Origin of the sequence: Algoriphagus sp. AK58 (assembly GCF_014324365.1) — a bacterium.
GTDB lineage: Bacteria > Bacteroidota > Bacteroidia > Cytophagales > Cyclobacteriaceae > Algoriphagus.
In genome coordinates, this window is record NZ_QEIG01000008.1 from 372,444 (window position 1) to 397,853 (window position 25,410).

The following is a 25,410-nucleotide window of genomic DNA, read 5'->3' on the forward strand; positions in this document are numbered from 1 at the left end:
GACTTATTTGGCAGAAAAGGGATCCTTCAAAGAGTTGACCCGCGCATTGCTGACCAAGGGTTTGGCCCAGATGCCTACCGAGAAAATGTAAGCCAATGGCAAAAACAAAAAGAACATCGCCGACTGCAAGCCCATCCAATCAGCCAGACCACCTACAATCAAGGGCATGACCGCACCTCCCATGATCCCTGAACACAGAATCCCGGCCAAAGTCCCATGTGCAAAATCGACCGAATTGAGGGCAAGGGAAATCAAAATCGACCACATCACCGAAAGGAAAAAGCCACTCAAGGCATAGGCCACCAATACCGCATCTCCCGAACCAAGCAAGCCCATGCCCAAACACACCATGGCACCCAGTGTGAAAATCATCAAAACCCGCTTGCTGTCCATCAATTTAAGCAGGACCAAGCCCAACAAACATCCCACCGTCAGCAATCCCCAGAAATAGGAAATCACCTGAGCTCCGGTGGTAGCAGGATCCACGCCATGATAGTCCTGCAAATACTGACTGACCCAATTGGCGATCCCCTGTTCTGTCCCCACATAGCAAAAGACTCCCAAGAAAAACAGCCAGACTTTCCCTCGACTCAGTAATCGGCCCAAGTCTCGGCCTAAGTCGACTTTTTCATCGGATTTCAACTCCACCTCGGGAAATTTCACCCGCGTAATCACCAAAAACATCAGCAAGGCAATCACCGCAAAAAGGAAATAGACCGACACCCAAGGCATAGATTCGGGCACCCATTTTTCCAGGATTCGGATCATAAAGAAGTCATTCCCTGAAAAAAGATTCTGCACCAGATAGCTATACAACCAAGGGCTCATGAAAGACGCAGCCCCAAAAGCCAGCTGCCCCAACACGGAATTGAATGCAAAATGCTCCTCCCCTCCCGCAACCCGAAGAAGAGGATTGATCACCACCTGCAGCATCGCCATCCCGACACCGATGATAAAAAGCGAAATCAAAGCAAACTGGAATTTAGGATTCAGTGCAAAAACCAAAGCGCCCAAAGCTCCCAGAAAAAACGCCAGCAGGAGGATCCGCTTTTCCCGATACTTCTCCACCAATAGACCGGAGGGCAAAGACATCACGCCATACGCCACAAAAAAAGAGAACGGCAAAAAACCCGCTAATCCCATACTCAGCGAGAAACTCGATATCAGATCCGGAATGATTGGCCCAAGGATATTTGACATCAGGGAAATGACGAAAAATATCAGGAAAATCAATAGGAGGATCAGGGTTCGTTGCTTCATCGTGCTGGGATTGAGGGTGTACCCCGTCAATATACAAAAGCCCGAAAGGAAAAAAATCCTGTTCGGGCTTGAGATTCGATTTTTAGCAACAAAATAAAATTTCGACAAAAGAATAGCCTGATTTGGAAACAATCAGGTAATATTCCAGACAAACCACATTTATTTCCCCATTTGACATGCGTACAAACAGGTACCTGACCTCAGTTTCGATCATTCTCACCAGCTTGCTGATCGCTTGCTCCTCCCCCAAGACAGATTCCGAATCCAACGCTAACGCACCTACTGTCACCCTTCAGGAGGTAAGCCGAAGCATGATCTTCGATTCCCATCCGGGCTTTGCTCAGGCACATGCTTCCACCGTTGAATCCCTGGGAAATGGCACTTATCTCGTCGCGTGGTTTGGAGGATCTTATGAAAAGCACGACGACGTGGGAATCTGGTTGTCCAAAGGTGACGGCACTACCTGGTCTGAACCTCGGGTGGTAGCCAAAGTCCGCAATGATCCGCATTGGAATCCGGTCCTTCATCGGGATGAGAATGGCAAAATCGTGCTTTTCTTCAAAGTCGGAAAAGAAATCGACCACTGGGAAACTTGGATTCAATATTCGGAAGATGGAGGCGAAACCTGGTCCAGCACCACCGAACTTGTTCCCGGTGACAAAGGAGGACGAGGTCCCGTGCGTAATCACCTGACGATTCTTTCGGACGGCACGTGGCTGGCTCCCGCTTCCCATGAGTTAAATAAAGTATGGAATGCCTTTGTGGACCTCAGCAAGGACCAAGGAAAAACTTGGGAGCGAACTCCCTACTTCGATATCGACCGTAATCTGATTCCTGAGGAAGGAATCATTCAACCTACTGCCTGGGAATCTTCACCGGGAAAAATCCACCTTCTCCTTCGAAGCTCTGCCGGAAAAATCGCCCGTACCGACTCCAATGACGGAGGAAAAACCTGGGCACCGGTGTACCTCACTGACCTACCTAATAATAACAGTGCGATCGAAGTCGCTCATCTCGGCGGAGAAAAAATCGCGCTCCTCTACAATCCGGTCGAAGGCAATTGGGGCGACCGAAACATCATTGAACTGGCCGTTTCCTTGGACAACGGAAAAACTTGGCCTGTCCGTCACACGGTGGAAGAGACTCCCGATCCTGACGGAGAATTTTCCTATCCCTCCCTGATTTTGGATGGGGACCACTTGGTGTACACCTATACCTGGAACCGTAAAAAGGTGGCATTTGGCAAAGTGAAAATCGAAGGACTGCAATAACCAAGGCCGAGAATGAGAAAGTCTATTTTTCTAAGTCTATGTATAATTGTTTTTTTCTGGACAAGCTCCAGCCCAGCTCTTGGGCAAACCTATGCCGAAAAGCTAGGGTATCCCAAGGGCAAAAAAGTGGTCATCTTTCATGTGGATGATGCAGGCATGTCCTATGAGTCCAACCAAGGGACCATGCAATCATTGGATTTTGGAATTGCCACTTCCTGCAGCATCATGATGCCTTGTCCTTGGGCTGCAAATTTTATCCATCAGGCCAAAGCGCATCCGGAATGGGACTTAGGCCTTCACCTCGTCCTGACTTCCGAATGGAAAACTTACCGTTGGGAGCCTTTGGCTGGAAAGCAATTGGTTCCCGGACTCCATGACCCGGACGGTGCGTTTTGGCACACCGTGGAGCAAGTCGTCCAGCATGCAAGCCCAGAGGAAGTTTACATCGAACTCAAAGCTCAAATCGACAGGGCATTGGGTCTTGGACTGAAGCCCACACATCTCGATTCGCACATGGGGACACTCTTTGCCCATGATAAATTTTTGGAGAAATACATCCAAGTCGGTGTGGAGTACGACATCCCGGTGATGTTTCCCGGAGGCAACAATGTCCTTTTGGAGGAAAGTATGACAGCCCCCATCATCAAAAAACTCAAAGCAGAAGGAAAATACCACGACGGTATGCCCATCCCCAAACCTGAAATCCTCCTCAAAAGCCAAGCGCTGGGAAAGCAAATCTGGGAAAAGGGCCTACCCGTATTGGATGACCTTCATACCATCAGCGGAGATTGGAAGCCGGACCACGCCCACTCCCATGAGGAACTGGGGCAATACAAGGTCAACCAGTTTAAGCGGATTTTGGAAAAAATGGAGCCCGGTTTGGCGATGATCATCATTCACAGCATCGAGTACTCAGACTTTTTCAAAAGGATTTCCGGATCCGGAGACTCCCGATACGGGGACCTGCTTGCGATGACCGATCCGGAGTTGAAATCCTATATCGAAAAAGAAGGAATCATCCTGACCACTTGGAGGGAAGTGATGGAGCGAAGAAAAAGACTCATTCAACCATGAAAAATAGATTAAAGACACCGATTCGTAGCTGGATAGGTAGATTGGTGATGTGGTGCTGGGCTGGCCCTGTGCTCGCCCAGACCACTATCCTTCCTGCTGAGGTTCGACAGGAGATTTTCCCTCCTCAAACGCAGCATGTGCATGGCAGCAGTTTAGCGGCCTTGCCAAACGGAGATTTACTCGCGGTTTGGTTTCAAGGATCGGGTGAGCGCACCGCCAATGACGTCAAGCTCATGGGGGCCCGGAAAAGCAAAAATGCCGACACTTGGTCAGCGCCTTTTCTTATGGCAGACACTCCTGATGTCCCCGACTGCAACCCGGTGCTTTTTCTCAATCAAAAAAATGAATTGTTCCTCGTCTGGATCGCTGTCCTGGGCAACCGATGGGAGCATTCGGTATTGCGGGTTCGGAGAAGTACCGACTTCCAAAATCCCGGGGCGCCTCGCTGGCATTGGCAGGACAATATTTTACTCCAGCCTGGAGAGGAGTTTGTCGAAGAGGTAAAAATCCGGATGAAAGAACTTCCCGACTCCCATCAAGGCTGGTCAGAATACGCCCCTTCCTACGAAAACCTGATTCTCGAAGCCATCACCGATTCCAAAAAGAGAAGCATCGGCTGGATGACCCGGATCAAGCCATTGATTGCCGAAGGAAAGATCATTCTTCCCCTTTATTCTGATGGGTTCAACTTTTCCCTGATGGCCATCTCCGAAGATGAAGGAAATACCTGGAAACCCAGCAAGCCTGTGGTAGGGAAAGGCCCTATCCAACCGGCTTTGGCCCAACGGAAAAACGGGGACATCGTCGCCATGATGCGGGATTCAGGGGATTCTCCTACGAGGATTCAGCAAAGCATTTCCAAAGACAGGGGCATCTCCTGGTCCGCTGCTCAAAAGACTTCTTTTCCCAACACTGCCAGTGTGGAACTAGCAGTATTGCAGGATGGTCGCTGGTGGATGGTCGGCAATGACCTGCATGATGGGCGCTATCGCTTGGCACTTTGGATTTCTTCAGACGAAGGACAAACCTGGTCCAATCCCCGGTATTTGGAAGATGATCCGGAGAAAAAGGGGGGCTTCTCCTATCCAAGCCTGATTCAAGACAGTTCGGGCAAAGTGCACCTGAGTTATTCCAGGCATTTTCCCTCCGCTAAGACCATCCAATACCTTCAACTCGATCCTCAAAAAATCCGATAATCATGCTATTCAACACCTGCGTCAGACTACTCCTAGGATGCTTCTTTTTACCGCTTTTTGTTCACGGCCAAACAGCCAAGCAAGTACATCGTGACCGGGTATTTCAACAGGATTATGCTGTGAAATATGTGGGCGACAATGAGGCAAAAGAGCGGTTTAGCCTGGCGGTTGATCGCAATGGGACGATTCAGGTTTTGGAAAAAGGGAAGTTGCTCCGTCCTGCATTTGGAGCATTTCAGCAAGATGGCATTTTGGTCGCTGATCAAAGCTACCTCCCGATGAAAGACAAAAACATCCTTGCCATCATCCAGCATGAAGATCAACTGGTCTACTTGGACGATAAGGCCGTCCTCAGCAATGCCTGGGCAGGTGATCTGTATTTGATGCACGATCTGAAAAATCCTTATGCACTGACTGGAGGAAAAGAGATGGATTTTGTAGTCGTCAGTCCAAATCAACTTCAATACCTCAAAAAAGGACAAAAGACCTCAGCCATCTCCATTTCTGAGCCGATTTTGGACCTCCGGTTTGATTCCAAAAGAAATCGGTTTTTGCTCTTGCAAGCTTCAGGCATTTCATCCTATTCACCAGGAGGAACCCAAATTTCACCAATCGCCAAAGGAGAAAAACTAAAAGCTTTTGCCTTGGACACTCAAAAAGACTTGGCCGTAATCGGGACTGAAAACGGATTTTTCACCCTGAATCTATCTACCAATCAAGCCTCTGGACTTCAGACCAAACTCCCTTGGACCGAAATCACAGCAGTGGAGGTCAATGGGTCAGATTATTGGTTTGGGAGCAAAAAGGGAGTATTCCGATTGGATGAAAAAGGCACGGTTTCCTACTATTTCGGAGACCGATGGATACCGGGAGAGGAAGTACGGGATTTGGCTTTGGACAAAAATAGGGTCCATGTGCTGACTGAAAAAGGGCTTTCCACCCTGGTGTTTGAGAAGATGACTTTGGCACAAAAAGCAGAAATACTCGAAGCCCAAGTCCGAAAAATGCATATCCGAAACGGGTTTAACGCCTCCCTCCAACTCGCTGAAAAGGGAAATATCAGCACGGGCCGGCTCAAAGATTCCGACAACGACGGACTTTGGACCGCCATGTATTTGGGTGGACAGGCATTCCGATATGCAGTAACCCAAGATCCTGAAGCTTTGGCCAATTGCAAAGAATCGCTTTTGGCCATGGAGCGGCTCTACACCATCAATCCGGTCGAGGGTTTTCCTTCCCGATCTTTCGAGAGAAGTGGCTACATCAACCAACTATCGGATCCCGATCGCTGGCAACATGCCTCAGATCCGGAATGGGACTGGAAAGCCACTACCAGCAGCGATGAAGCCATCGGACATGTGTTTGTATTTGGAGTCCTGGCAGAGATCGTCGATGATCCCTGGATCAAGGCCAAGTCTATTGAGCTTCTCGACGCACTCATGAACCACATCGTCAAAAATGACCTGTACCTGATCGACTACGATGGGAAACCTACGCTTTGGGGCAAGTGGCATCCAGACTATGTCAATGGATTTCCCGAGCAAGTGGGGGATCGTAAGCTGAATTCCTCCAATATCATTGCCATGCTTCAGACGGCCTTTCACTTCACCGGTAAGCAAGTGTATAAAGACAAGGCCTTCGAGCTGATGGAAAAGCACGGCTACTTGGAAAACCTGATGCGCCCCATGTCAGTCATCGGACAGGCCGGGGACGGAAGCGATGACTGGAGCAAAATGCTCTCCGAATCCTGGAATCATTCCGATGACGAAATGTACTTCTTGGGATATTGGGGACTGTATCGATATGCGTTTACTCCGGAACTGAAAGCGCAGTTCAAAAAGTCCATTTTGGACCACTGGGAGGCAGAAAGACCGGAAAAAGAAGCCCTTTGGAATATTTTCACGGCTCTGGTACAACCAGAAAACTTTGACTTGGAGCCCTCCATTTGGTTCTTGGAGCGTCACCCCATCGACTTGATCAGCTGGAATACCCAAAACAGCCACCGCAAAGACATCGTGACCCTTCCGGCTAATTTCCGTAGACAGTCTACGGAAACCGTTTTGCCTCCCTCCGAAACCCGGATCATGAAGCACAATGCCAATCGGTTTACCCTTGACGGAGGAAGTCAGGGACTCAGCGTATACAGTGCCGGCGACATTTGGCTACTGCCATACTGGATGGGCAGGTATTTGGGAGTGATTGAATAGAGGGAGGACATGATCTCGGAATTGTAATTCGGATTATACGCTATTCTGCCAGTAGATGAATATTCCCTTGATATTGTGCTGGAAGACTGATGACGAAAGACCGAAGAAGTCAAAGAATTGACATTTACCAGTTCATTTGACCTTCAAAATAAGCTACTGGCAAAGATCCGTATATTCATAATTGGAATTCCGGATTTAGAAATATTTGGCTCGAGGGGAAAGAACATGGGTTGATGCCCTTCCTCAGTTCACAAACTCGCCTTTACCCAATTGATTTGAGCTGATCCTGGTTTTGATAAGCTAAGAAATTACCGATTAGACAGTATCCAACCGGGAAATCCAGCTTTTGGAGAATCAGTGCATTTTACTTTAGAAATTAGTCCTAGTTGAGGATCCTGCTTCTGAAGAAGCAGGACAGCAGAAACCTCTATGTTTTTAAGCAGGCACTCCCAGTTAAATTCTCCTATTTACAATTTGGTAAACTTCAGCCTCATTTGTTGAATTTTTTAAAGAAAAGTAAAGGAATCTTAGTCAATTTTCACCCAAATTTTATGGAGAATTGATATTGACGTAATCTATTCATTTTGAACCATCTAGAATTAACTCACCATTTAAAAGATTTTCGCAAATCGAGGATTTTTATTCGCAATTAGCGTAAAAACTTGGGCTGATTTTTTCAAAATTTCTACTGCCAATCCAGCCCAGCACTATGAATTTGTCAGATCCTATCCTCCTCCAAGACTTCAAAAATGGAGAAAAACACGCCGTTGATGCGTTTTACTCCCTTTATAAGAAGCCCGTATTGCGTTTTATCCTTTCGATGGTCAAAGACCCCTTCGAATCCGAAGGGATCTTCCATGAAGTATTTTTGAAAATCTTCCGAAAACGCTGTGAACTCGAATCAGCTGACCGGGTGCAGTCCTACATTTTTACTATTACCAAAAATGAGGTCATCGATTACTTCAAGCGATTGAAGCGGGATCGGGAACGATTGGAGAGTTTTTATAAAAACCGGATTGAGGACAGAAACGGCGAGGAAATGGCCGCCGAAGAAATGATTTTCCAACGACTGGAATCGGCGGTGGACACACTCCCGTACCAACGAAAAAAAGTATTGGAACTCTCCTACTTCGAGGATAAATCCTATCAGGAAATCGCCGAAGAATTGGGAATTTCAAAAAACACCGTCAAAAACCACCTGATCAAAGCAAGGATTAATCTTCGCGATCGGCTTTCCTGATGTTTTTCTCTGGCGATTAAGCTTGGAAAAATTTAGGAAGTTGAGGCCTCCAGAAACCAGAAGATTTTTTGTATCCTAAGTAGGGAACAATCATTTTGAACCTTTCACTGGGCTTGCGGATCTGAAAGACTCTTCATTCCTTAAACCTTCTCAATGGTCAAACAAACCATCAAAAATCCCTTTTCTTAAATACTCTCATCGCCAGAAAATTCGGAAATAACATCCAGATAAGCAGCGCTCCGACAGCAATCAATATCCCCAAGCCGCTGGAGAAAAACTGCTGGAAAAACGCTCCGGTATAGCCCATCAAAGCGGATATATCCAACTGCATCAGCATCAGAATCCTACCCAAATCCACCGGATTGAGCATCACCAGTGCCAAGGTAGTTTTCTCCAAAGGATAATCCGCAAAGCTGTAAATCACATACAAAACCAGTCCGTCATAGACCAGCGAGAAATAAATCCATAGCGCCAAGCTGATTCCGATAGCCTTGGCTTTGTCTCTGGTGAGCACACTCGCCAAGAAAGCAAATCCTGCAAACACCGAACTCAGCACCACGCCCACGGCAAGCAGAGTAAGCAAGCTGCCATCCGCCCCCCACAGCAACATGGGAAGCCCAAATCCCAGCAAAATTGATAAGCTCAGCATGATCACTACGGCAAACAACTGACTCAGAAACACATGAATCCGCTTCACCGGCTGGGCAAGCATGAGCTCGATAAACTCCAGGTTGTTGTAAAAATGGGTAGTGGCAAAGACAGCCGCAATCAGCGGAATAAACAGGATCATGATATTCATCAGACTGAGCGACACCTTGCTCAGGTCATCCGAAACCTGGTAAATCGAAATCGCCACCAACGCCAAAAACACCGTGTAGATGATCGCAAAGCGGGATTTCAGAATATCGTAAAGCGCGTACTTGAGTAACTTAAACATGGCTCAGAAGTGGTTTACTTGACTTTTTTTTTAGGGTCCACTGCATCAGTTTGGCGATGGCAGGGGAAAACTTGCTCTCTCCGGTGATTTCCTTCAACTCCTCGATGGTATCGGAGAAAAAGACCTCTCCTTCGTAGATGTAAATTGCCCGATTGGTCAGCTCCTCGAGATCACTCAGGATATGGGAAGTAATCAGGATCAACTTTCCTTCCTCCCGCTCTTTTTTAATCTTAGCCTTAAGCACTTCTACCGCAATTGGATCTAATCCGGCAGTGGGTTCATCCAAAATCAGGATCTCCGGATTGAACAGGAAAGCCAAGGCAGCGGAGACTTTTTGTCGAGTCCCTCCGGAAAGGGTCCCCATGGACTTGTCTTTCATTTGGTCAAGCTCAAAAGCCTCCACCAGTTCCAGATCGTACTCTTTGATCTCGGGACGCATGTCTTTCATCATGGAGAAAAGCTGTCCGATTTTCATATTGGCAGGATAATGCCCGATCTGTGGCATATAGCCAATCTGCTTACGATACCTCACATCGCCCTTGATGGATTGACTGCCCACGGTAATGTCCCCACTGTCTGGTATCACCATGCCCAGGATGGTTTTGATTAGCGTGGTTTTTCCCGATCCATTGGGGCCCATGAGCGCATAACTGTTTCCAAGCTCAAACTCCAGGTTGAATTCCTTCAGCACCTGCAGCTTGCCAAACTTTTTGGATATGTTTTTAACCGAAATCATAAGGTCGCATTTTGGGGGAGTGGTCAATCATTTCGTTGGGGGTCATCGTAGGCAGGATTTTTTCCATCCTGTCCAAAAGGGTCACCATAAAGCTTCTCCATAGCATCACCGATGCTGGGATTTTCTCAACGATCATGCTATATAGGTTGATGGGACGGTAAGGCACATCTCCGATTTTGTCGCGGTTTAGGTCGTAGCCCTCGTATTTGTCCCAATAGTTTTCTTTGAGCTCATTGAGCACGGTGTTGCCATTGGTACTGATGTCAAAGGTGTTTCCGGAGAAGTTGTTGGCCTGGAAAAGGTTTTGGTCACAACTCGCCATGAGCTTTAGTGCCCAGCCGTTTTCCTTGAAGTTGTTTTCTTTAAACTGGATCCGACTGCTGCCCTCCATATAGATACCTACGGTATTTTTCCGGAAGATATTGCCGATCACTTTACTGTCAGAGATATCCTTGAGCAGGATGCCATAGGCGCTGCTTCCCCAATTTTCTTCGAATCGGTTTTCTTGCATGGTCACGTTTTTGGTGTACATGACTGCCACGCCTGCCCCGTTTCTTTTGAAGGTGTTTCTCAGGTAGGTATTGTCATGCGAAAACATGAAGTGCAAGCCATAGCGCATATTGCCTTGAATGAGGTTTTCTTTTGCGAGGGAATTGGTCACAAACTCTAGGTAAATCCCATCTCGATGCCCGGAAACCTCATTTTTCTCAATCAAGTTGTCCTTGCATTTCCAGAGATGAATCCCATTGCCAACTTCGAATTCTCGCGTAGCGGATGCTTTGACTTTATTATTTCGGATAGTAAGCTTGGAGGAATTGGAAAAATGAAGACCAAAAAAAGCATCCTCCAGGATATTGTTTTCGACCGTGCAGTTTTTGGAATCAAAGAATTTGATCGCCGCAGAGTCGTCCATGTTAGACTTACCGGTTCGGATAAATTTCAACCCTCTCACGAGGACATTTTCGGCGGCCACCAGGAAAATATTCCCCTTATTTTCCCCATCCACCACAGGGTAATTTTCCCCAATCAGGCTCAAAGGCTTTCGGATCGTAACAGCTGATGCTGTATAAACCCCCGGAGAAAATATCAGCGTATCACCTGCCACAGCCCCATCTACCGCAGCTTGGATGGATTGGCCGGGCTTAAGGATGATCTTGGCTGCTTCCGCAGAAAATCCCCTGAAGGTTAGGATTAGGATGAAAATGATCAGTCGGTTCATGACTTTTAGAGTTTAGGCATTACTTAAACTGGGTGGTGAGTTCGCCCCAAGCGAGGTACACGCCACCATTTTTCGCTTTGTACTCTTTGAGAAGTTGGTAATCAGGGAAAGCGACTACCTCAGAAGCCATAGGGGTTTTGAATTCGGGCGACTTGAGGTAATGGGCAAAATTGGCATCGATCAGGGTACCGGGATTGAGGTAGTCCATGACGAGAACATGCTTGAAAGTCTGGCTTTTTCCCTCCTCAGAATCCATGTATCCAAGCATGCAGTTGACATCATCGAAGATGAAAATCTTGCCTTTTTCAGTGACCAATTCGCCTCCAAACTTTGGGTCCATCAAGGTCATTTTGCAGTGGTAGCAAGCGTCCTGCCCTAGCACAATCGGTCGAGGATCAGCGCTGCATGCCGCCAACATCAGCACGGGAATCAGGGAAATCAGTAATCGTTTCATAACAAAGGAGGGTTAATTAATGGTCCTTAGGTCGTCGGGTAATTTTTAGAATCATTTTCCTTTCCAATCGAGGAAAACAGCAAGCATCAGAAGGCCTACCCCGCCCATCAAGATCCAGCTTCCGGTATCCGGACCGGAATAGGCCAAGAAATTAAGGAGTTGTTTGTATCCGATCAGTGGGGGTTGGTAGCTCATTCCTTCCACTTTGATGGCCGCTTTGGGATCGAGCTCATGTCCATACTCATAGCCCCATCGATACATATCTGCCAGTATAGCCATGCCAAAGAGTATCAAGAGGCCCAAAAAAGAGTAGAGGGACCATCTTTTCCCAATGAAAAAGAAAAGGAATCCTATACCGATCATGGCTCCCATCACATAGATGAGATAGGTGAATTCGGGAAACATCTCTACTCCGATATGCTTCATGCCGATGTAGTGGTTGACTCCGTTGATCTGGTCCACATTGCCGCTGAGGTGATCGATCCATATTTTCATATTCAGGCCTTCCGGATACTGAGGAGCCCAAAGGCTGATCTGCCAGAGTGGAGTGAAATAGCTTGGGATCAACGTCAACACGGCAAGCAAAAGCAAAATCCGGTTGGTAAGACTTAGGGATTTCATGAGGAATGGGGAGAAATAGAGGCTGCCAATCAATAATTGGTGTCACATGGAGCGAAGTCGAAATGTGGTTAACATTCCTTCGACCCCGCTCAGGCTGACAACAAGATTCTCGACAGCCTCTAGAGTAAATTTTTATTCAGAAACTCCGGTGGAGTATTTCAGAGGAATATTGGATCCTTTGGGAGATACTCTCAGGTAACCCTGCATCTCTTGGTGTAGCGCCGAACAGAAGTCTGTACAGTAGAATGGAAACACCCCTACTTTTTCAGGCACCCACTTCAGGGTAGCGGTCTCACCTGGCATGATCAATAGCTCGGCGGTATTGGCTCCCTTGATGGCAAATCCGTGAGGCACATCCCAGTCCTGCTCGAGATTGGTCACGTGGAAGTAGACTTCATCTCCCACATTGACCCCTTCGATATTGTCAGGACGGAAGTTGGATCGGATGGAGGTCATGTACACATGGATTTGATTGCCTTTTCGCTCCACTCGGGCATCATTTACTCCCTTGAGTGCATAAGGACTTTGATTTTTCTCGATCGGGTAGAATTTTACCTGCTTGTCTTTGATTAAGGACGCAGGGAAAGCTTCCGCATAGTGAGGCTCACCGATCGTCGGGAAGTCCAGCAGCAATTGCATTTTGTCTCCAGAGATATCGTATAACTGGGCCGATTGAGTCAACTCAGGTCCGGTAGGCAGGTAACGGTCTTTGGTGATTTTGTTGTAAGCCACCATGTATTTGCCATGAGGTTTTCCTGTCGGACCACCTGGAATCATCAAGTGACCTACTGAGTAATAGGTTGGTACTCGATCGACTACCTGAAGAGATTCAATATTCCACTTCACTACTTCGGAAGACACAAACATGGAAGTGTAGGCAAAACCTTTCCCGTCAAACTCGGTGTGCAAAGGACCTAATCCCGGCTTTTCGACTTCACCATGAAGCACGGACTCGTACTTTAATACCGGCATTCCGTCGAGGGTACCTTCGAAATCTTGTTTCTCAATGGCAGCGAGCATTTTGGTGAAAGAAAATACGGGGATCACTGCAGCAAGCTTACCGGAACCTACGATGTATTCACCGGTAGGATCGGTATCTGTACCGTGCGGAGATTTAGGACAAGGAATGAAATAGACGATATCCTTCAATTCTTTTGGATCCAGGACCAAGACTTCCTCTTTGATGGTAGAGGTGGCAGAATGGGTCTCCTCATTCCATACATTGTGAGCATATTTTACCTTTCTCTTGGTTCCCTTTCCTGCTTTCACATACTCCTCAGCTTTTTTCCAATTGACCGCCATGATGTAATCTTTGTCCTTTTGGGAAGCATTCACCTCCAAAAGGGTATGCGCCATCTCCGTATTGTAAGTGGAGAAGAAGAACCAGCCGTGGGACTTGTTTTTACCTGCACGTGCCAAGTCAAAATTGAACGGAGGCGCTTCAATCTGGAAAGAAAGATCCATATGGCCAGTCTGCTGATCCACACCGATAAAGGAGATATACCCTTTGAAATTGTCCTTGTAAGAATCAATGGAAACATCTTGAGTATTATCTGAAGGCACGGAGAAACGGGTGCCTGCTACTACATATTCGGTGTTTTGGGTCAAGAATGGAGAGGAGTGATTGCCAGCGGAATTGGGCAATTCGATGATTTCGACGGTCTTAAACTGAGTCAAATCTACTCGGGCAATCCGCGGGGTATTATTGGCGTTGCCGAAAGCCCATCGGGCATCGTGCTCGGCATTGGTAGTAGAGATGGCAATGTGGTGCAAATCATCCCAAGGCACGAATCCATGCGAGGTGTTGAGCATGGGCTTGGTTTGCTCAGAGAATCCCCAACCGTTTTCCGGATGAACAGAAAATACGGGAAGGATTTTAAATACCCTACCGGAGGGAAGCCCTACGACAGACATTTGACCATTAAAACCACCGGAGACGATATTGTAAAACTCATCGTGCTGGCCGGGTGCCACATAGACCTTGGAAGCCGCGTCGCCAGTGATGGCGCTTTGAGCTCCTTTGGGTTTACATCCTGGTGCTATTGCCGCCGCTATCAGCCCTGCCGCAAGTAGCCATTTGTGTGTGTTCATTTGGATTTTAGTTTACTGGGTTAGTTTGCAGCAGCATCTCGCTGTCCTGCTTTTTCTTCGTCATTTTTTCTCATGAATTCAAGGATGCCACGTGCATCATCTTGGGAGATGTTTTGATTGGGCATCCGAGTAAGGCATTCTTCCAAGAGCTTCTGAGCCTGGGGATCCTGATCCAGCATTACATCTACATTGGTGATCATATTCATGATCCACTCGGGACGTCGACGGTTGGTCACTCCTTGGAATCCCGGCCCCACCAATCGCTTATCATTCAATTGGTGACAAGCGGTACATTTCATGTCTACGATCGCCTTGCCTTTGTCTGCCAGTGAAGCGTCTATACCGCTTCCGAGGTCCACATTTTTGAATTCACCGATTCCTTTTGGATCAGCTTCTGGAGGTGCGGCTTCAGTGGCTGAGGCACTCGATTCTGTAGAGGAAGTCTGAGACTCACCCCCACCACCACAGGAGGTCAGGAGCATCGCTACGATGCCCATAGACCAGATCATTGCTTTTTTCATAGCTTGGGATTTGTGTTGATTTGGATTTGGGAAAGGAAGAAAGGATGGGCTAGGATGAATTTGGGGCAGAAACAAACTGCCAAAAGCCAAAGCCAGTCCGATAGGAAATAACAGGGAGAAGGCAAAAAGCCCGAAGTGATACCATGAGAGGTAGCCCCACTGAAGCCAGACCAGAGTACCCTGACCGAAGAGGAGCAACTCGGTCCCAAGAAATCCCGCCAAGACCAACATCCATGCGGATCTGGAAAGTAGGGACAGTGGAAGTTTGGAATCTGCCATTGAAATCCCTATCAATCCAAATGTCATGGCTCCCAACAAGACAAGGTGGAGAAAGCCAATAACATACATTCGAATGGTATAGGAAATCACTGCCACCTCAGGAATCACCAAGAGCAACTGCAATAAAGCCTTGGCCAGTAAACTTCCAAGTCCTATCCAGATCAGGTTTTTGGCATAAGGAGGAATGGAAATGACCTTTAACCCCTGACTTACTTTTGAAACAACAATCAAATAGGCTATGCCCTGAAGTGAAACAGCCAGAGAATTGATCCAAAAAAAGACCGGTGAGGGGTCAGCCCAAGTGATCACCAAGGCATAAGTAAGGAGCACCGAGGCCAACAAGACTCTTTCAACAATAACAGAAAAGAAGATCTTAATACCTCTTTTTTCTGCAAAAAAAACGAGAACACCAAGTGTACCGAGTACAAACCAGCCATTCAACTGAAAGTGTAAAAACCACTGAATGGTCATGAAATACAATTCGTGCATTCTACCAAATATGACTGTCACCGGGCCTAGAGCCCACAGTCCAAGAGTTGATATCAGGTAACCCACCAATGACCAGCGTATCAAACACAAGGCAGGAGTCAGCTCTTTTTGGGAAATGGTACTCCAAAGTTTACTTATGAATCCATAAGAAACCAGCACAAACAAGGTGGAGAAACTGATGCTAACGACCCCATATCCTTGAACAGGAAATGACAGCAGCATGCCGATCAAAGAGATCAGGAGAGCGACAAATAGCTTTCCGTATTTGGGTATGTATTGACCCACCTCTTCCAAAGAAAAGATCATCGCACCCATCAGCATCATAAATCCCCACCCCAGAAGCGCAATATGTGAATGAGCATGAAGAATATACCGATACTCCAAGACCGGTATCTCCACCACATGAAAGGCTCGCATGATAAGTCCCAAAATGGAAGCAACCAGAAAAAATCCCAGCGCCCATCGGACCCATATCCTTGCAAACAAATCATTTGGTTCAAAAGCCTTCATAACTATACTGGGATAGGAATATTTTAATTCATTGATTTAGATCAGAATAGAGCATCATAGCCTTGGGAAATAGGACATTATTTTCCAAGTGAATATGAGTATGAAGATCTTGCTCAAACTCCTGAAGCATGGAAAAGGCAACCCGATACGTCTGACAGGCATCCGCCGGCGGAGTATAGCTTTGAGTCAGGGAATCTATTCTTCGGAATCTCTCTCCTTCGGTGTCATGTTCCTCTTCCATCATAGCGATGGGATTCTCGATATGTCCGAAATGAGGTTTGGAAAGAGGGAAATTATTCTCCTTGGCATCTTCCATTGCTTTGACATAGGGAAAGAGAATAAACTCCTCTTTTTTCATGTGAATAGTCAGTGCATCCGCTGCCGCAAAAAACTCTTCCCGAATCTGGGAAAGCTCGGCATGTCGGTCACCATGAACGCGCTCGATCTTTTCGAGATAAAACTTCAAGGCAGGAATGGTCTCTTCTACATATTTATGGTGAACACTGACGATATGATCGATCAGTTGGCTAAGCGACATTTCCTGATAAGGACTTTGGTCAGCCACCTGCATTATAACTTCGAGCTTCCCGACCACCTCTTCTACATTCAAACCACGAGTACTGCAGGCATCGGAAAGTTTCACTCCTCCTTTACAGCAGAAGTCGATTCCAAACTCGGTGAACACCTTAGCAGTGCGGAAATTCTCCGCTACGATTTTTCCAACTTTCTTTTCTGTGAGGAGTGTCATTTTCTTGAATTTTAAAGGATTTGTTTGTCTTTTATTTTTTTAAATTTTTTTAGGTCTTCAAAAAACTTACACCATTCATGATCCCTTTGGCCATATCTGTGAGGGTAGTGGTCATCATCATTCCGGTCAAGTGGTCCCGAATAGCCTTAAACTTATGATGAACCGCACAGGGATGCTTTTCCGAGCATTCCTGCAACCCCAACGCGCATCCCGTGAAAATAGAATCTCCATCAATCACCTGAACGATTCGATACAAGGGGGTCTTACGCCCTTCCTCGCTGATTTCAAATCCTCCATTTGGCCCCTTGATGGACAATAGCAAATTTTCTTTAACGAGGGTCTGAAGAATCTTGGCTGTAAATGCTTCCGGAGAATTGACAGCAAAGGCAATTTCCTTGAGCCCTGCTCTCTCCTGACCTTCCGGCAGGGTGGCCAGAAAAACCATAGAGTTGATCGCATATTTACAGGCCTTGGAAAACATCTTCTGTTGGATTGATGAGTCAAATGTAAAAGAAAATTAATAAAGGATAAAAATATCCTGTAATATTTTTTTAAAAAAATTTTATTGAATACTCCACTGAGCAAACCTGAAAGTGTTCAATTCCCTAACCTGATTGGCAAATCATGGAATAAAGGGGTATCTTTGCCAAGCTTTTCATCGAAATGAAACTCCACTCACTACCATTCTTCCATTTTTCTTTCCCTGCTGAGACCTATTCGGCAGAGGTTGCCCAGATGGTGGTATGTCATAGCAAAGCTTTTATCAGGTATCCCTCCGAAAACTAAGCGGAGGGCAAAATCCGTACACACAGTTTCCTATTCTAGCCAACTCTAAAAGGAGTATGGCCTTTTCCTTTTGTACTACCTGATCAAAGCAGTTAAAATCATGAAACCTATTCTAAGCATTTCGGACTACAAGACTATCCATACTCTACTTCAAAACCTTCCTTCCCATCTCAAAGGAAAAGAGGTAAGCCAACTCCAACATGAAATCAAATCTGCTGAAATCATCGCAGATGAAAGTATCTCCGAGGACATTATCCAGCTCAATTCCAAATTTGAAGTCAAAGAACTTGGGAGCGGAAAAACCATGAATTTCCAACTAGTACTCCCCCATCAAGCCAATTTGAATCAAAATAGAATTTCTGTTCTCAGCCCGCTTGGCGTGGCTCTGATCGGCTTTCGCCAAGGGATGACTGTGGAGTGGGTGCTTCCCGGAGGATTGAAAAAACTCCAGATCAACCGTGTTGAAAAATCCAGTCCAATTAAGGACTCTAGCCCCTCTCCATCCCAAACAATGAGGGTATGAAATGACCCTACGCCATCTCTAGAAGGTTAAATGCATCAAGTTAGACTGATCGCCGAGAGCTACATCTTGCAGCCCTCGGACGAGCTGTCCCTGAATCAACATACCCGGAAAGGGATCCCTCTCCAAATGAGTATTGAATCTTAACGGCAAAAAACAGAGGTAGTCAACCCAAAACATTTGAGAAGCAACTTGTTAAAGAAGTAAATACTCATTTCGATGCAATCGAAAAAAGCTGCACAAGGTCGAGAAAGAACTGGAGAAACCCATCCCGTTTATGGTGTGAGTCTTTTCCAAATAATTAGGAGAAAGCCAACTCAGCACAACTCGAGGCTTTTTCCTGAGGGGTGGTGCTGAAGGAATTGGAGGAGAATGAACCGAACCAATTTTGGACTGGAGCAGGTTATCGTCTTTTCCAAAACTGAATTTTTTCCCAATACTTCAGCTCTCGGATATTGACATCCCAATAGGGATACAACCGGTTTTTAGAAAGGTTATTGATCAAAACTGAAGACAGAAAAAGGGTCAAAATCCCTGTCATCACCGGATTGATCACATAGAAATAACCCATCTGCCTCACCTCCTCCGATCCGATATTTGCAATCAGCGCAATAGCCCCTCCGGGAGGATGGAGCGTTTTGGTGTATTGCATGGCCAAAATGGACATGGAGACCGCCAAGGCGGGAGAAATCCAAATGTAATCCGTGCTCGAAAAAAGCTTGTAGACACTCACTCCGATAAAAGCGGAGATCAGGCTCCCAAAGATCAGGTTTCTGGGCTGAGCGGCTGGACTATTGGTCATGCCAAAAAGCAATACCGAACTCGCCCCAAACGCACCGATGAGAAATAGCGCATCAATATTCCCGACGGTATGGAAAATGTTCTGCATCAAACCGATGCTACTCAGCCCTAAAAATGACCCCACAAAAGCCCAAAGGTTGTCCACGGGATTATGGGAGGTCTCGCGGTAGGCTATCAGTCGAGCTTTCCTCAGTCCTCTTTTTATTTTTGGAGTAGGCATGGCAAAAGGTTTGGCGGTAAAAGTACATCCTAACCCTGCCAATAACCAATTTAACATCAGTTTCCCACCTGAATCAAGCGGAACACAAGCTCATTTATAATCTTTCCAGCATACCCATCAACTTGGCCCTAACTTCCCCTGCCAAGGATTCAATGGCAGGATTTTGCACGACGGACATTGCGGCTGCAGGATCCATCATAGCGACTTCATATTCATCACCGCCTAAACTTCGGATGGTTACATTGCAGGGCAAAAGTGTGCTCACGTGTGGCTCGGCAGTTAAGACCTTATCCGCAAAAACCGGATTACAGGCTCCAAGGATCAAAAAGGGTGGATAATCTTTATCCAGCTTTTTCTTCATGGTAGCCTGAATGTCAATTTCAGTAAGAACACCAAAACCGACTTCTTTCAGACCTGCTTCTACTTTGGTTCGGAGCGTAGCCAAATCGGCTGATTTTAGGATTTTGGATTGATAATAGTTCATGATCTTTTGAATTATGTGCAAGATTATTTTCTTCGGAAAAGCCCCACAGAATAATTCTGCAATGCTCCTGAGGGCGTAATATGATCGTAATTCAGACCTTGGACGAGTTCAAATTCCTGACTGAAAAACCCCTCCAAATCAGCAACATCGTACTGCAGGACAGGAAGTCCACTACAAGTTTTGGGGCCGGATTTGGAAAAGGTCATGACCAGCAGATACCCTCCCGAAGGAATGGAACACTCTACTAGTCTCAGGTAGGTTAGCTGCTCGTTGGGCTCGGTGAGAAAATGAAAAACTGCCCGATCATGCCAGAAATCAAATTTTCTTTCCGGTTCAAAATCAATGACATCCACCACCTCCCAATGGACGCTTGAGGCAGATTTACCCAATCGTTTTTTGGCTTTTTCCAAAGCCGAGGCAGAAATATCCAATACAGTTACTTGCTCAAAATCATTTTCCAAAAGCCAATCCACCAACAATCCATCCCCTCCTCCTACATCGATGATTGATGCATTTTTGGGAAGATTTACTTCGGAAATAAACTCGATGGAAACCTGCGGTAAGGGCTGAAACCAGCCCACCTTGGTCGTATCATTGGTCTGATAGACCGTTTCCCAGTGACTTTTCCTGACTTTTTCCATGATTTATAGAAGAAATTCAAAAGTGGATAATAAAGTCTTTTTAATCAGTGACTTGGGTTACAGATCAGCTCAGCAAACCACGAATATTCAATAAATAAAAAAGTCCAATAACCATAAATTTTATCCAAGATTGGAGAAATTAAATCCTTACTTCAGCATCAATTTCTCCACACTCCTGCTTCGGTTTTTAGGACAGGCTTTCTACTTTCTCCAAGTTCTCCAAGCGTCTGCTTATCTCCCCGGAAATGCTGCAAATAATAGGTGCCCGGGTAGCCTTTTCCCCTTAGCCAAGTCTCCATAGCCTGAAGATCCGAGGTAGTCAATTGCTCCGAGTGGACCGTGGTTCGTACCTCAAACCCCACCTTGGATTGGATGAGGATTTCTAAAGATTTTTCGAAAGTGGAAAACAGATCAGACTTGGTTACTTTCCAGTAATTTTCTGGCATGGCTTTGAAATCCAAGGCCACATAGTCCAGTAGATTTTCCTCAATCAGTTGTCCGATGACCTCGGGCCTACTGCCATTGGTGTCGATTTTCACCTCAAAGCCCATCTTTTTCACTTCTCTCACAAAGGGAATCGCCTGTGGATGAATCGTACACTCTCCACCGCTAAAGACCACCCCATCCAGCAATTGTCTTCGAGAAATCAGAAAGGCCTGCACGTGTTCCCAACTCAGTTTTCCCTTGCCCAAGACAATCTCTGGATTGTAGCAATATCCACAACGCATGTTGCAGCCGGCAAACCAAAGGATGCAGGCCGTGCGGTCGGGAAAATCCAGCAATGTAAAAGGGGAGATGCTGAAAATAGGTCTCCCCTTTTCCAGTCTACTCGTTAAAGTGGGTGCGTTGCTTGTGTTCACCTTTTTTGCCGATGTTGAAACTCTCCACAGGGCGGTGGTAGCCCATCACGCGGGTATAGACCAAGCATTTGGTGCGCTTTTCCTCGTGGACTTGAAGCAGAGGTTGGGTTTCGATGTGTTCAGTGTTTGTCTGCATAGTGGATTGGATTTTGGTTTAAGTCATTCAAAAGGGCTTCGTCGCATTGAGGACAATATTCGTGTTCACCGTTGAGGTAGCCGTGAATCGGGCAAATACTAAAAACCGGCGTTACGGTAATGTAAGGCAGCTTGAAGTTGGACAATACTTTTTTGACCAAGCGACGGCAGGCTTCGGGCGAGGAGATTTTCTCCCGCATATAAAGGTGCAGCACGGTGCCTCCGGTGTATTTGCATTGGAGTTCGTCCTGCAGCATCAAAGCTTCAAAGGGGTCATCGGTAAAATCTACCGGGATTTGGGAGCTATTGGTGTAGTAAATATTATCGCCCATTCCTGCCTGGATGATCTCAGGAAAGCGCTTTTTGTCCTCCTTGGCAAACCGGTAAGTGGTACCTTCTGCAGGCGTAGCCTCGAGATTGTAGAGATTACCGGTTTCTTCCTGGAATTCCTTCATCCGATTGCGGATGTATTCCAGGAGTTCAGAAGCTAGATGTTGGCCATAGTTGCCTGTGATATCCTCTTTTCCTATAGAGAAATTAAGAATCATCTCATTCAATCCATTCACTCCAATAGTGGAGAAGTGGTTTCGGAAATGCTTCAGATAGCGCTTAGTATAGGGATACAAGCCACGGTCGTACATTTCCTGAATAAAGACCCGCTTTTTCTCCAGAGTGGACTTGGCGATCTGCATCAGATAATCCAGGCGCTCATAGAGCCCCTCTTTATTGCCCGCATACAAATAACCCAATCTCGCCATATTAATGGTTACTACACCGATGCTACCGGTCATCTCCGCACTACCGAAAAGGCCATTTCCCCGCTTGAGCAGCTCCCTCAAATCGAGCTGTAAGCGACAGCACATGGAACGAACCGCGTTAGGCTTGTAGGCATTTGGATTTTCGACCTTTTGGCCGTTTTCATCATAGGTATATTGGCTTCCGATAAAGTTTTGGAAATAGGAGGAGCCGATTTTTGCAGTGTTTTCAAAAAGCAAATCTGTATTGGGACCGTACCAGTCAAAGTCCTCCGTAATATTAACTGTGGGAATTGGAAAGGTAAACGGCTGTCCATTGGCATCTCCCTCGGTCATGATGGTATAATAGGCCTTGTTGATGAGCTGCATTTCCGGCTGAAAGTGCTTGTAGGTCAAGTCCTCCAGAGAATTTACTCCTCGTTTTCTGGCCTTTTCCATCAATAAGTCCGAATCAATCCCCATGAAGAGATGTAGGTCGTTTCTGGTCGGCATCTGGTCTTTTAAGTCATCGGGCACCACCCAATCCAAGGTCACATTGGTAAAAGGAGATTGGCCCCATCGGGCAGGTACATTGAGATTATAGACAAAAGACCGGATGGCTTTTTCGATTTCCTTGTAGTTGAGTTGATCCTTGAAAACATAAGGAGCCAAATACGTATCGAAAGAACTGAAGGCCTGTGCACCAGCCCACTCGCTCTGAAGAATCCCGAGAAAATTGGCCATCTGCCCCAAAGCCTCCCGAAAATGAGCCGGAGGACGACTTTCGACCCTGCCGCGAACCCCGTTGAATCCTTCATTGAGTAAAACTCTCAGACTCCAGCCTGCACAATAGCCGGTGAGACAGTCAAGGTCATGGATATGAATGTCTCCAGTTCGATGGGCGTAGCCCTCCTCTTTGCTGTACACTTTATCCAGCCAATAGTTGGCAATGATCTTGCCCGCCACATTGTTGACCAATCCGGCATTAGAGTAGGAAGTGTTAGCGTTGGCATTGATTCGCCAATCGGTTTGTTTGATGTATTCCTCAATAGTCTGGGTACTGTCTACATAGGTGGTGTCTTCACTAAGCCCGGCCACATGCTCTCGCTGAAGCTTACGGGTGTGGCGATAGAGCATAAAGGAGCGCATGACTGCGAAGTGGCCAGCACGATACAATTCCTTTTCGATCAGATCCTGGATTTCTTCCACGGCCCAGGTCGTTTTGGAATCCAGCAAACCTAAAATCCAATCAAAAACCCGACTATCGTAGGCAACCGAAACACTTTGAAAGCCCTTTTTTAAAGCATCTTCAATTTTGAAAGGAGCAAAAGGCTCATATTCCCCATCTCTTTTGATTACATATTTTTCCATACAATATCCCATTAAAAGACTTTTTGATCCTCTAATATGGAATAAAAAACGAGCCAACAAGGAAAATCGACTACTAATAATCCTCAGGTTTTGGACTGATTTAAATCATACTATTTTGTCCGAAATATCAGGTCAAGTTTCTTTTTGCCCCTAAATTTTGAAGGTAGTTTTGCTACCTCCAATCTATTGACCATTTGCTTCACCTGATTTTCATATGATGTCTACACCTCATTCCTTTCACATTCCTGTCATGGGCCTTGGCTACACCGTGGACACCCCGATCAAAGTAGCGCCTTTGGGGATTTCCAGTGTCGTTTCTATTATGGATGATCATCTTTTGGAAGAAATGAGAAAGATCTATTCCGAAAAATCAGGACTACCCTTTTTTCCCATTTCTGAAAAATCAACAGACTACCGCGCCGAACGCATCAAAGCCTATCTCAATCTGCTTCAGGATCTGGTAGACAAAAAGCTGAGCGAAATCAAAGACTTCGAATCACTTGAAGATGATTCATTTCTGAGTTATCTGGATCTTTTGCCAAGCAATCACCCTATCCATTCGCTTATCCAAGAGGCAAAAGATGCTGACTTTTTCCAAAAGCAACTCTATATCGCACAGATCCGCGAAATGATCCAACCCGGTAGCATCGATGTCAACATCATGACCAAGGTGGATAAACTCAACTCAGACGCAGATGGCAATGAACTGCCCAGAGAATTTTCGGATGCGCTATCTGCTTTGCGAGGATTTGCCATGAGCAAAATCGAAGGAGCCGTGATCTTCTCAGCAGGAATGAACCCTGCCCTTTATGCCTATGCAGAGCAGTTTGCTGACTTTTTCCCCAACTCAATGGGTGAAATCAAAAAACGAATCATCCTTAAGGTCAGCGACTACCGATCTGCCCTGATTCAGGGAAAATTTCTAGCGAAGAAAGGGCTTTGGGTTTCGGAATTCCGAATCGAATCGGGCTTGAACTGTGGGGGACACGCTTTCGCTACGGATGGATTTTTGATCGGCCCGATCTTGGAAGAATTCAAAGCCAACCGTGAGGAGCTCAAAACCGCACTCTACGATCTGTGCCAAAAAGCCTTACAGGAAAAGGAGAAAGTAAGCTTCTGCGGTATGCCTTCCCTTAAAATCACCTACCAAGGCGGAATTGGTACCCATGAGGAGGATGAATTTCTCCGAACGTTTTACCAACTCGACGGGACGGGTTGGGGCAGCCCTTTCCTGCTTGTCCCTGAAGCGACTTCAGTGGATGAGGAAACCTTGCAGCGGATTTTGGCAGCTAAAAAGTCTGACTATTTCCTCAGCCATGCCTCTCCTCTTGGTGTCCCGTTCAACAATCTTCGAACCTCGAGTGGAGAAGAGCAGCGAAAAAACCGAATAGAAAATAATCGACCAGGAAGCCCCTGCTACAAAAAGTTTCTCTCTTTCAGTACCGAATTCACAGAAAAACCCATCTGCACGGCTTCCCGGCAGTACCAAAATCTAAAAACCAAACTTTTCCAAACAGGAGCTATTTCTCAGGCAGATTTGGAGGATACTTTAGCCAAAGACTGTCTCTGCGAAGGACTGAGCGCGCCTGCCATTTTGGCCAATGGAAGAGAACCCAAACGCAATCTGAATGCGGTCACCATCTGTCCAGGGCCCAATTTGGCCTACTTCAAAGGCATCTTCAGTCTCAAGGAAATGGTCGATCACATCTACGGGAAAATCCGACTTCAACTTGACTACGAGCGGCCTCATGTCTTTGTCAAGGAGCTCCAACTCTATATCGATTACCTCAAAAACGAATGGGAAAAACTGGGCCCAGAAGTGAATGTCAAGCAGGCAACTTACTTGGAAAAATTCAAAGCAAACCTTCAAAAAGGCACGGAATACTACCAGTCCCTGATCGATCAGTTTCAACTGGACACCGAGGAAGTGATCCAACAAATGAAAGATCAACTGCATCAGGCCTTGATGAAATTAGAGGATTTAAAACCTGCGCTTGTAGAATAA

At 46.3% G+C, this 25,410-nt stretch carries 23 protein-coding genes; 7 read left to right on the forward strand and 16 right to left on the reverse strand.

All coding sequences use genetic code 11. The features are described from left to right. Positions 1 to 3: 3 nt before the first annotated feature. Complete coding sequence (locus DDT91_RS08445; protein ID WP_187175739.1) at positions 4 to 1,260, reverse strand: MFS transporter; 1,257 nt, start codon at positions 1,258 to 1,260, stop codon at positions 4 to 6. Between the two features lie 176 nt (positions 1,261 to 1,436). On the opposite strand from DDT91_RS08445, the gene DDT91_RS08450 reads away from it, so the two are divergent. From DDT91_RS08450 to DDT91_RS08470, 5 genes are all read left to right on the forward strand, one after another. Further along, the gene (locus DDT91_RS08450) at positions 1,437 to 2,531 is read left to right on the forward strand and encodes an exo-alpha-sialidase (RefSeq protein ID WP_187175740.1); all 1,095 of its coding nucleotides are present in this window, start codon (positions 1,437 to 1,439) and stop codon (positions 2,529 to 2,531) included. Positions 2,532 to 2,543: 12 nt separating this feature from the next. Next, a complete protein-coding gene (locus tag DDT91_RS08455; RefSeq protein ID WP_187175741.1) occupies positions 2,544 to 3,605 on the forward strand; it encodes a polysaccharide deacetylase family protein in 1,062 nt (353 codons plus the stop codon). Beyond that, a complete protein-coding gene (locus DDT91_RS08460) occupies positions 3,602 to 4,801 on the forward strand; it encodes an exo-alpha-sialidase (RefSeq protein WP_255502054.1) in 1,200 nt (399 codons plus the stop codon). The genes DDT91_RS08455 and DDT91_RS08460 overlap by 4 nt, the downstream gene beginning before the upstream one ends. Positions 4,802 to 4,803: 2 nt before the next feature. After that, a complete protein-coding gene (locus DDT91_RS08465) occupies positions 4,804 to 7,008 on the forward strand; it encodes a hypothetical protein (protein ID WP_187175742.1) in 2,205 nt (734 codons plus the stop codon). Between the two features lie 709 nt (positions 7,009 to 7,717). Further along, entirely contained in the window at positions 7,718 to 8,248 is a 531-nt protein-coding gene (locus DDT91_RS08470; protein WP_187175743.1) for an RNA polymerase sigma factor, read from the forward strand. Positions 8,249 to 8,417: 169 nt separating this feature from the next. On the opposite strand, the gene DDT91_RS08475 is transcribed toward DDT91_RS08470, so the two are convergent. The 9 genes from DDT91_RS08475 to DDT91_RS08515 form a co-directional block, all read right to left on the reverse strand. Next, positions 8,418 to 9,185: an ABC transporter permease gene (locus tag DDT91_RS08475; protein ID WP_187175744.1), complete on the reverse strand. Its 768-nt coding sequence runs from the start codon at positions 9,183 to 9,185 to the stop codon at positions 8,418 to 8,420. Beyond that, complete coding sequence (locus DDT91_RS08480; protein WP_187175745.1) at positions 9,178 to 9,921, reverse strand: ABC transporter ATP-binding protein; 744 nt, start codon at positions 9,919 to 9,921, stop codon at positions 9,178 to 9,180. Before DDT91_RS08480 ends, DDT91_RS08475 begins: the two co-directional genes overlap by 8 nt. Beyond that, entirely contained in the window at positions 9,908 to 11,140 is a 1,233-nt protein-coding gene (locus DDT91_RS08485) for a nitrous oxide reductase family maturation protein NosD (protein WP_187175746.1), read from the reverse strand. Before DDT91_RS08485 ends, DDT91_RS08480 begins: the two co-directional genes overlap by 14 nt. Before the next feature lie 19 nt (positions 11,141 to 11,159). Next, positions 11,160 to 11,594, reverse strand: a complete 435-nt coding sequence (locus DDT91_RS08490) for a nitrous oxide reductase accessory protein NosL (RefSeq protein ID WP_187175747.1) — start codon at positions 11,592 to 11,594, stop codon at positions 11,160 to 11,162. A 51-nt stretch (positions 11,595 to 11,645) separates the two neighbouring features. Then, the gene (locus DDT91_RS08495; RefSeq protein ID WP_187175748.1) at positions 11,646 to 12,215 is read right to left on the reverse strand and encodes a hypothetical protein; all 570 of its coding nucleotides are present in this window, start codon (positions 12,213 to 12,215) and stop codon (positions 11,646 to 11,648) included. A gap of 132 nt (positions 12,216 to 12,347) precedes the next feature. Beyond that, positions 12,348 to 14,306, reverse strand: a complete 1,959-nt coding sequence (gene nosZ / locus DDT91_RS08500) for a Sec-dependent nitrous-oxide reductase (RefSeq protein WP_187175749.1) — start codon at positions 14,304 to 14,306, stop codon at positions 12,348 to 12,350. Between the two features lie 20 nt (positions 14,307 to 14,326). Then, positions 14,327 to 16,105 (reverse strand): c-type cytochrome, encoded by a 1,779-nt coding sequence (locus DDT91_RS20595; protein WP_255502055.1) that lies wholly within the window; start codon positions 16,103 to 16,105, stop codon positions 14,327 to 14,329. Between the two features lie 28 nt (positions 16,106 to 16,133). Continuing rightward, the gene (gene ric / locus DDT91_RS08510) at positions 16,134 to 16,853 is read right to left on the reverse strand and encodes an iron-sulfur cluster repair di-iron protein (RefSeq protein WP_187175750.1); all 720 of its coding nucleotides are present in this window, start codon (positions 16,851 to 16,853) and stop codon (positions 16,134 to 16,136) included. Between the two features lie 49 nt (positions 16,854 to 16,902). Continuing rightward, a complete protein-coding gene (locus DDT91_RS08515) occupies positions 16,903 to 17,334 on the reverse strand; it encodes an Rrf2 family transcriptional regulator (RefSeq protein WP_187175751.1) in 432 nt (143 codons plus the stop codon). Positions 17,335 to 17,739: 405 nt separating this feature from the next. Between DDT91_RS08515 and DDT91_RS08520 the strand changes: the two genes are divergently transcribed. Further along, positions 17,740 to 18,162 carry a GreA/GreB family elongation factor gene (locus DDT91_RS08520; RefSeq protein WP_187175752.1) on the forward strand — a complete coding sequence of 141 codons (423 nt, stop codon included), beginning with the start codon at positions 17,740 to 17,742 and terminating at the stop codon, positions 18,160 to 18,162. Between the two features lie 400 nt (positions 18,163 to 18,562). Here DDT91_RS08520 and DDT91_RS08525 read toward each other — a convergent pair whose 3' ends face one another. From DDT91_RS08525 to DDT91_RS08550, 6 genes are all read right to left on the reverse strand, one after another. Continuing rightward, positions 18,563 to 19,237: an HPP family protein gene (locus tag DDT91_RS08525; RefSeq protein WP_255502056.1), complete on the reverse strand. Its 675-nt coding sequence runs from the start codon at positions 19,235 to 19,237 to the stop codon at positions 18,563 to 18,565. A gap of 37 nt (positions 19,238 to 19,274) precedes the next feature. Further along, the gene (locus DDT91_RS08530; RefSeq protein ID WP_187175753.1) at positions 19,275 to 19,664 is read right to left on the reverse strand and encodes a DUF302 domain-containing protein; all 390 of its coding nucleotides are present in this window, start codon (positions 19,662 to 19,664) and stop codon (positions 19,275 to 19,277) included. A gap of 23 nt (positions 19,665 to 19,687) precedes the next feature. Continuing rightward, complete coding sequence (locus tag DDT91_RS08535; protein WP_187175754.1) at positions 19,688 to 20,305, reverse strand: trans-aconitate 2-methyltransferase; 618 nt, start codon at positions 20,303 to 20,305, stop codon at positions 19,688 to 19,690. 158 nt (positions 20,306 to 20,463) lie between these two features. Further along, entirely contained in the window at positions 20,464 to 21,165 is a 702-nt protein-coding gene (locus DDT91_RS08540; protein ID WP_370539302.1) for an anaerobic ribonucleoside-triphosphate reductase activating protein, read from the reverse strand. Next, complete coding sequence (nrdD, locus tag DDT91_RS08545) at positions 21,131 to 21,301, reverse strand: anaerobic ribonucleoside-triphosphate reductase (RefSeq protein ID WP_187175755.1); 171 nt, start codon at positions 21,299 to 21,301, stop codon at positions 21,131 to 21,133. The genes DDT91_RS08540 and nrdD overlap by 35 nt, the downstream gene beginning before the upstream one ends. Beyond that, positions 21,285 to 23,405 (reverse strand): ribonucleoside triphosphate reductase, encoded by a 2,121-nt coding sequence (locus DDT91_RS08550; RefSeq protein WP_187175756.1) that lies wholly within the window; start codon positions 23,403 to 23,405, stop codon positions 21,285 to 21,287. The genes nrdD and DDT91_RS08550 overlap by 17 nt, the downstream gene beginning before the upstream one ends. A gap of 217 nt (positions 23,406 to 23,622) precedes the next feature. On the opposite strand from DDT91_RS08550, the gene DDT91_RS08555 reads away from it, so the two are divergent. Then, positions 23,623 to 25,410 carry a hypothetical protein gene (locus DDT91_RS08555; protein ID WP_187176138.1) on the forward strand — a complete coding sequence of 596 codons (1,788 nt, stop codon included), beginning with the start codon at positions 23,623 to 23,625 and terminating at the stop codon, positions 25,408 to 25,410.

Excerpts from the sequence above, each read along its gene's own strand:
- DDT91_RS08490 (WP_187175747.1), bottom strand. The coding sequence starts at position 11,594 with ATGAAACGATTACTGATTTCCCTGATTCCCGTGCTGATGTTGGCGGCA.
- DDT91_RS08495 (WP_187175748.1), bottom strand. The coding sequence starts at position 12,215 with ATGAAATCCCTAAGTCTTACCAACCGGATTTTGCTTTTGCTTGCCGTG.
- nosZ (WP_187175749.1), bottom strand. The coding sequence starts at position 14,306 with ATGAACACACACAAATGGCTACTTGCGGCAGGGCTGATAGCGGCGGCA.
- nrdD (WP_187175755.1), bottom strand. The coding sequence starts at position 21,301 with ATGCAGACAAACACTGAACACATCGAAACCCAACCTCTGCTTCAAGTC.
- DDT91_RS20595 (WP_255502055.1), bottom strand. The coding sequence starts at position 16,105 with ATGAAGGCTTTTGAACCAAATGATTTGTTTGCAAGGATATGGGTCCGA.
- DDT91_RS08480 (WP_187175745.1), bottom strand. The coding sequence starts at position 9,921 with ATGATTTCGGTTAAAAACATATCCAAAAAGTTTGGCAAGCTGCAGGTG.
- DDT91_RS08470 (WP_187175743.1), top strand. The coding sequence starts at position 7,718 with ATGAATTTGTCAGATCCTATCCTCCTCCAAGACTTCAAAAATGGAGAA.
- DDT91_RS08445 (WP_187175739.1), bottom strand. The coding sequence starts at position 1,260 with ATGAAGCAACGAACCCTGATCCTCCTATTGATTTTCCTGATATTTTTC.
- ric (WP_187175750.1), bottom strand. The coding sequence starts at position 16,853 with ATGACACTCCTCACAGAAAAGAAAGTTGGAAAAATCGTAGCGGAGAAT.
- DDT91_RS08535 (WP_187175754.1), bottom strand. The coding sequence starts at position 20,305 with ATGGAAAAAGTCAGGAAAAGTCACTGGGAAACGGTCTATCAGACCAAT.
- DDT91_RS08460 (WP_255502054.1), top strand. The coding sequence starts at position 3,602 with ATGAAAAATAGATTAAAGACACCGATTCGTAGCTGGATAGGTAGATTG.
- DDT91_RS08525 (WP_255502056.1), bottom strand. The coding sequence starts at position 19,237 with ATGTTAAATTGGTTATTGGCAGGGTTAGGATGTACTTTTACCGCCAAA.
- DDT91_RS08550 (WP_187175756.1), bottom strand. The coding sequence starts at position 23,405 with ATGGAAAAATATGTAATCAAAAGAGATGGGGAATATGAGCCTTTTGCT.
- DDT91_RS08465 (WP_187175742.1), top strand. The coding sequence starts at position 4,804 with ATGCTATTCAACACCTGCGTCAGACTACTCCTAGGATGCTTCTTTTTA.
- DDT91_RS08485 (WP_187175746.1), bottom strand. The coding sequence starts at position 11,140 with ATGAACCGACTGATCATTTTCATCCTAATCCTAACCTTCAGGGGATTT.
- DDT91_RS08450 (WP_187175740.1), top strand. The coding sequence starts at position 1,437 with ATGCGTACAAACAGGTACCTGACCTCAGTTTCGATCATTCTCACCAGC.
- DDT91_RS08515 (WP_187175751.1), bottom strand. The coding sequence starts at position 17,334 with ATGTTTTCCAAGGCCTGTAAATATGCGATCAACTCTATGGTTTTTCTG.
- DDT91_RS08455 (WP_187175741.1), top strand. The coding sequence starts at position 2,544 with ATGAGAAAGTCTATTTTTCTAAGTCTATGTATAATTGTTTTTTTCTGG.
- DDT91_RS08475 (WP_187175744.1), bottom strand. The coding sequence starts at position 9,185 with ATGTTTAAGTTACTCAAGTACGCGCTTTACGATATTCTGAAATCCCGC.
- DDT91_RS08530 (WP_187175753.1), bottom strand. The coding sequence starts at position 19,664 with ATGAACTATTATCAATCCAAAATCCTAAAATCAGCCGATTTGGCTACG.
- DDT91_RS08520 (WP_187175752.1), top strand. The coding sequence starts at position 17,740 with ATGAAACCTATTCTAAGCATTTCGGACTACAAGACTATCCATACTCTA.
- DDT91_RS08555 (WP_187176138.1), top strand. The coding sequence starts at position 23,623 with ATGTCTACACCTCATTCCTTTCACATTCCTGTCATGGGCCTTGGCTAC.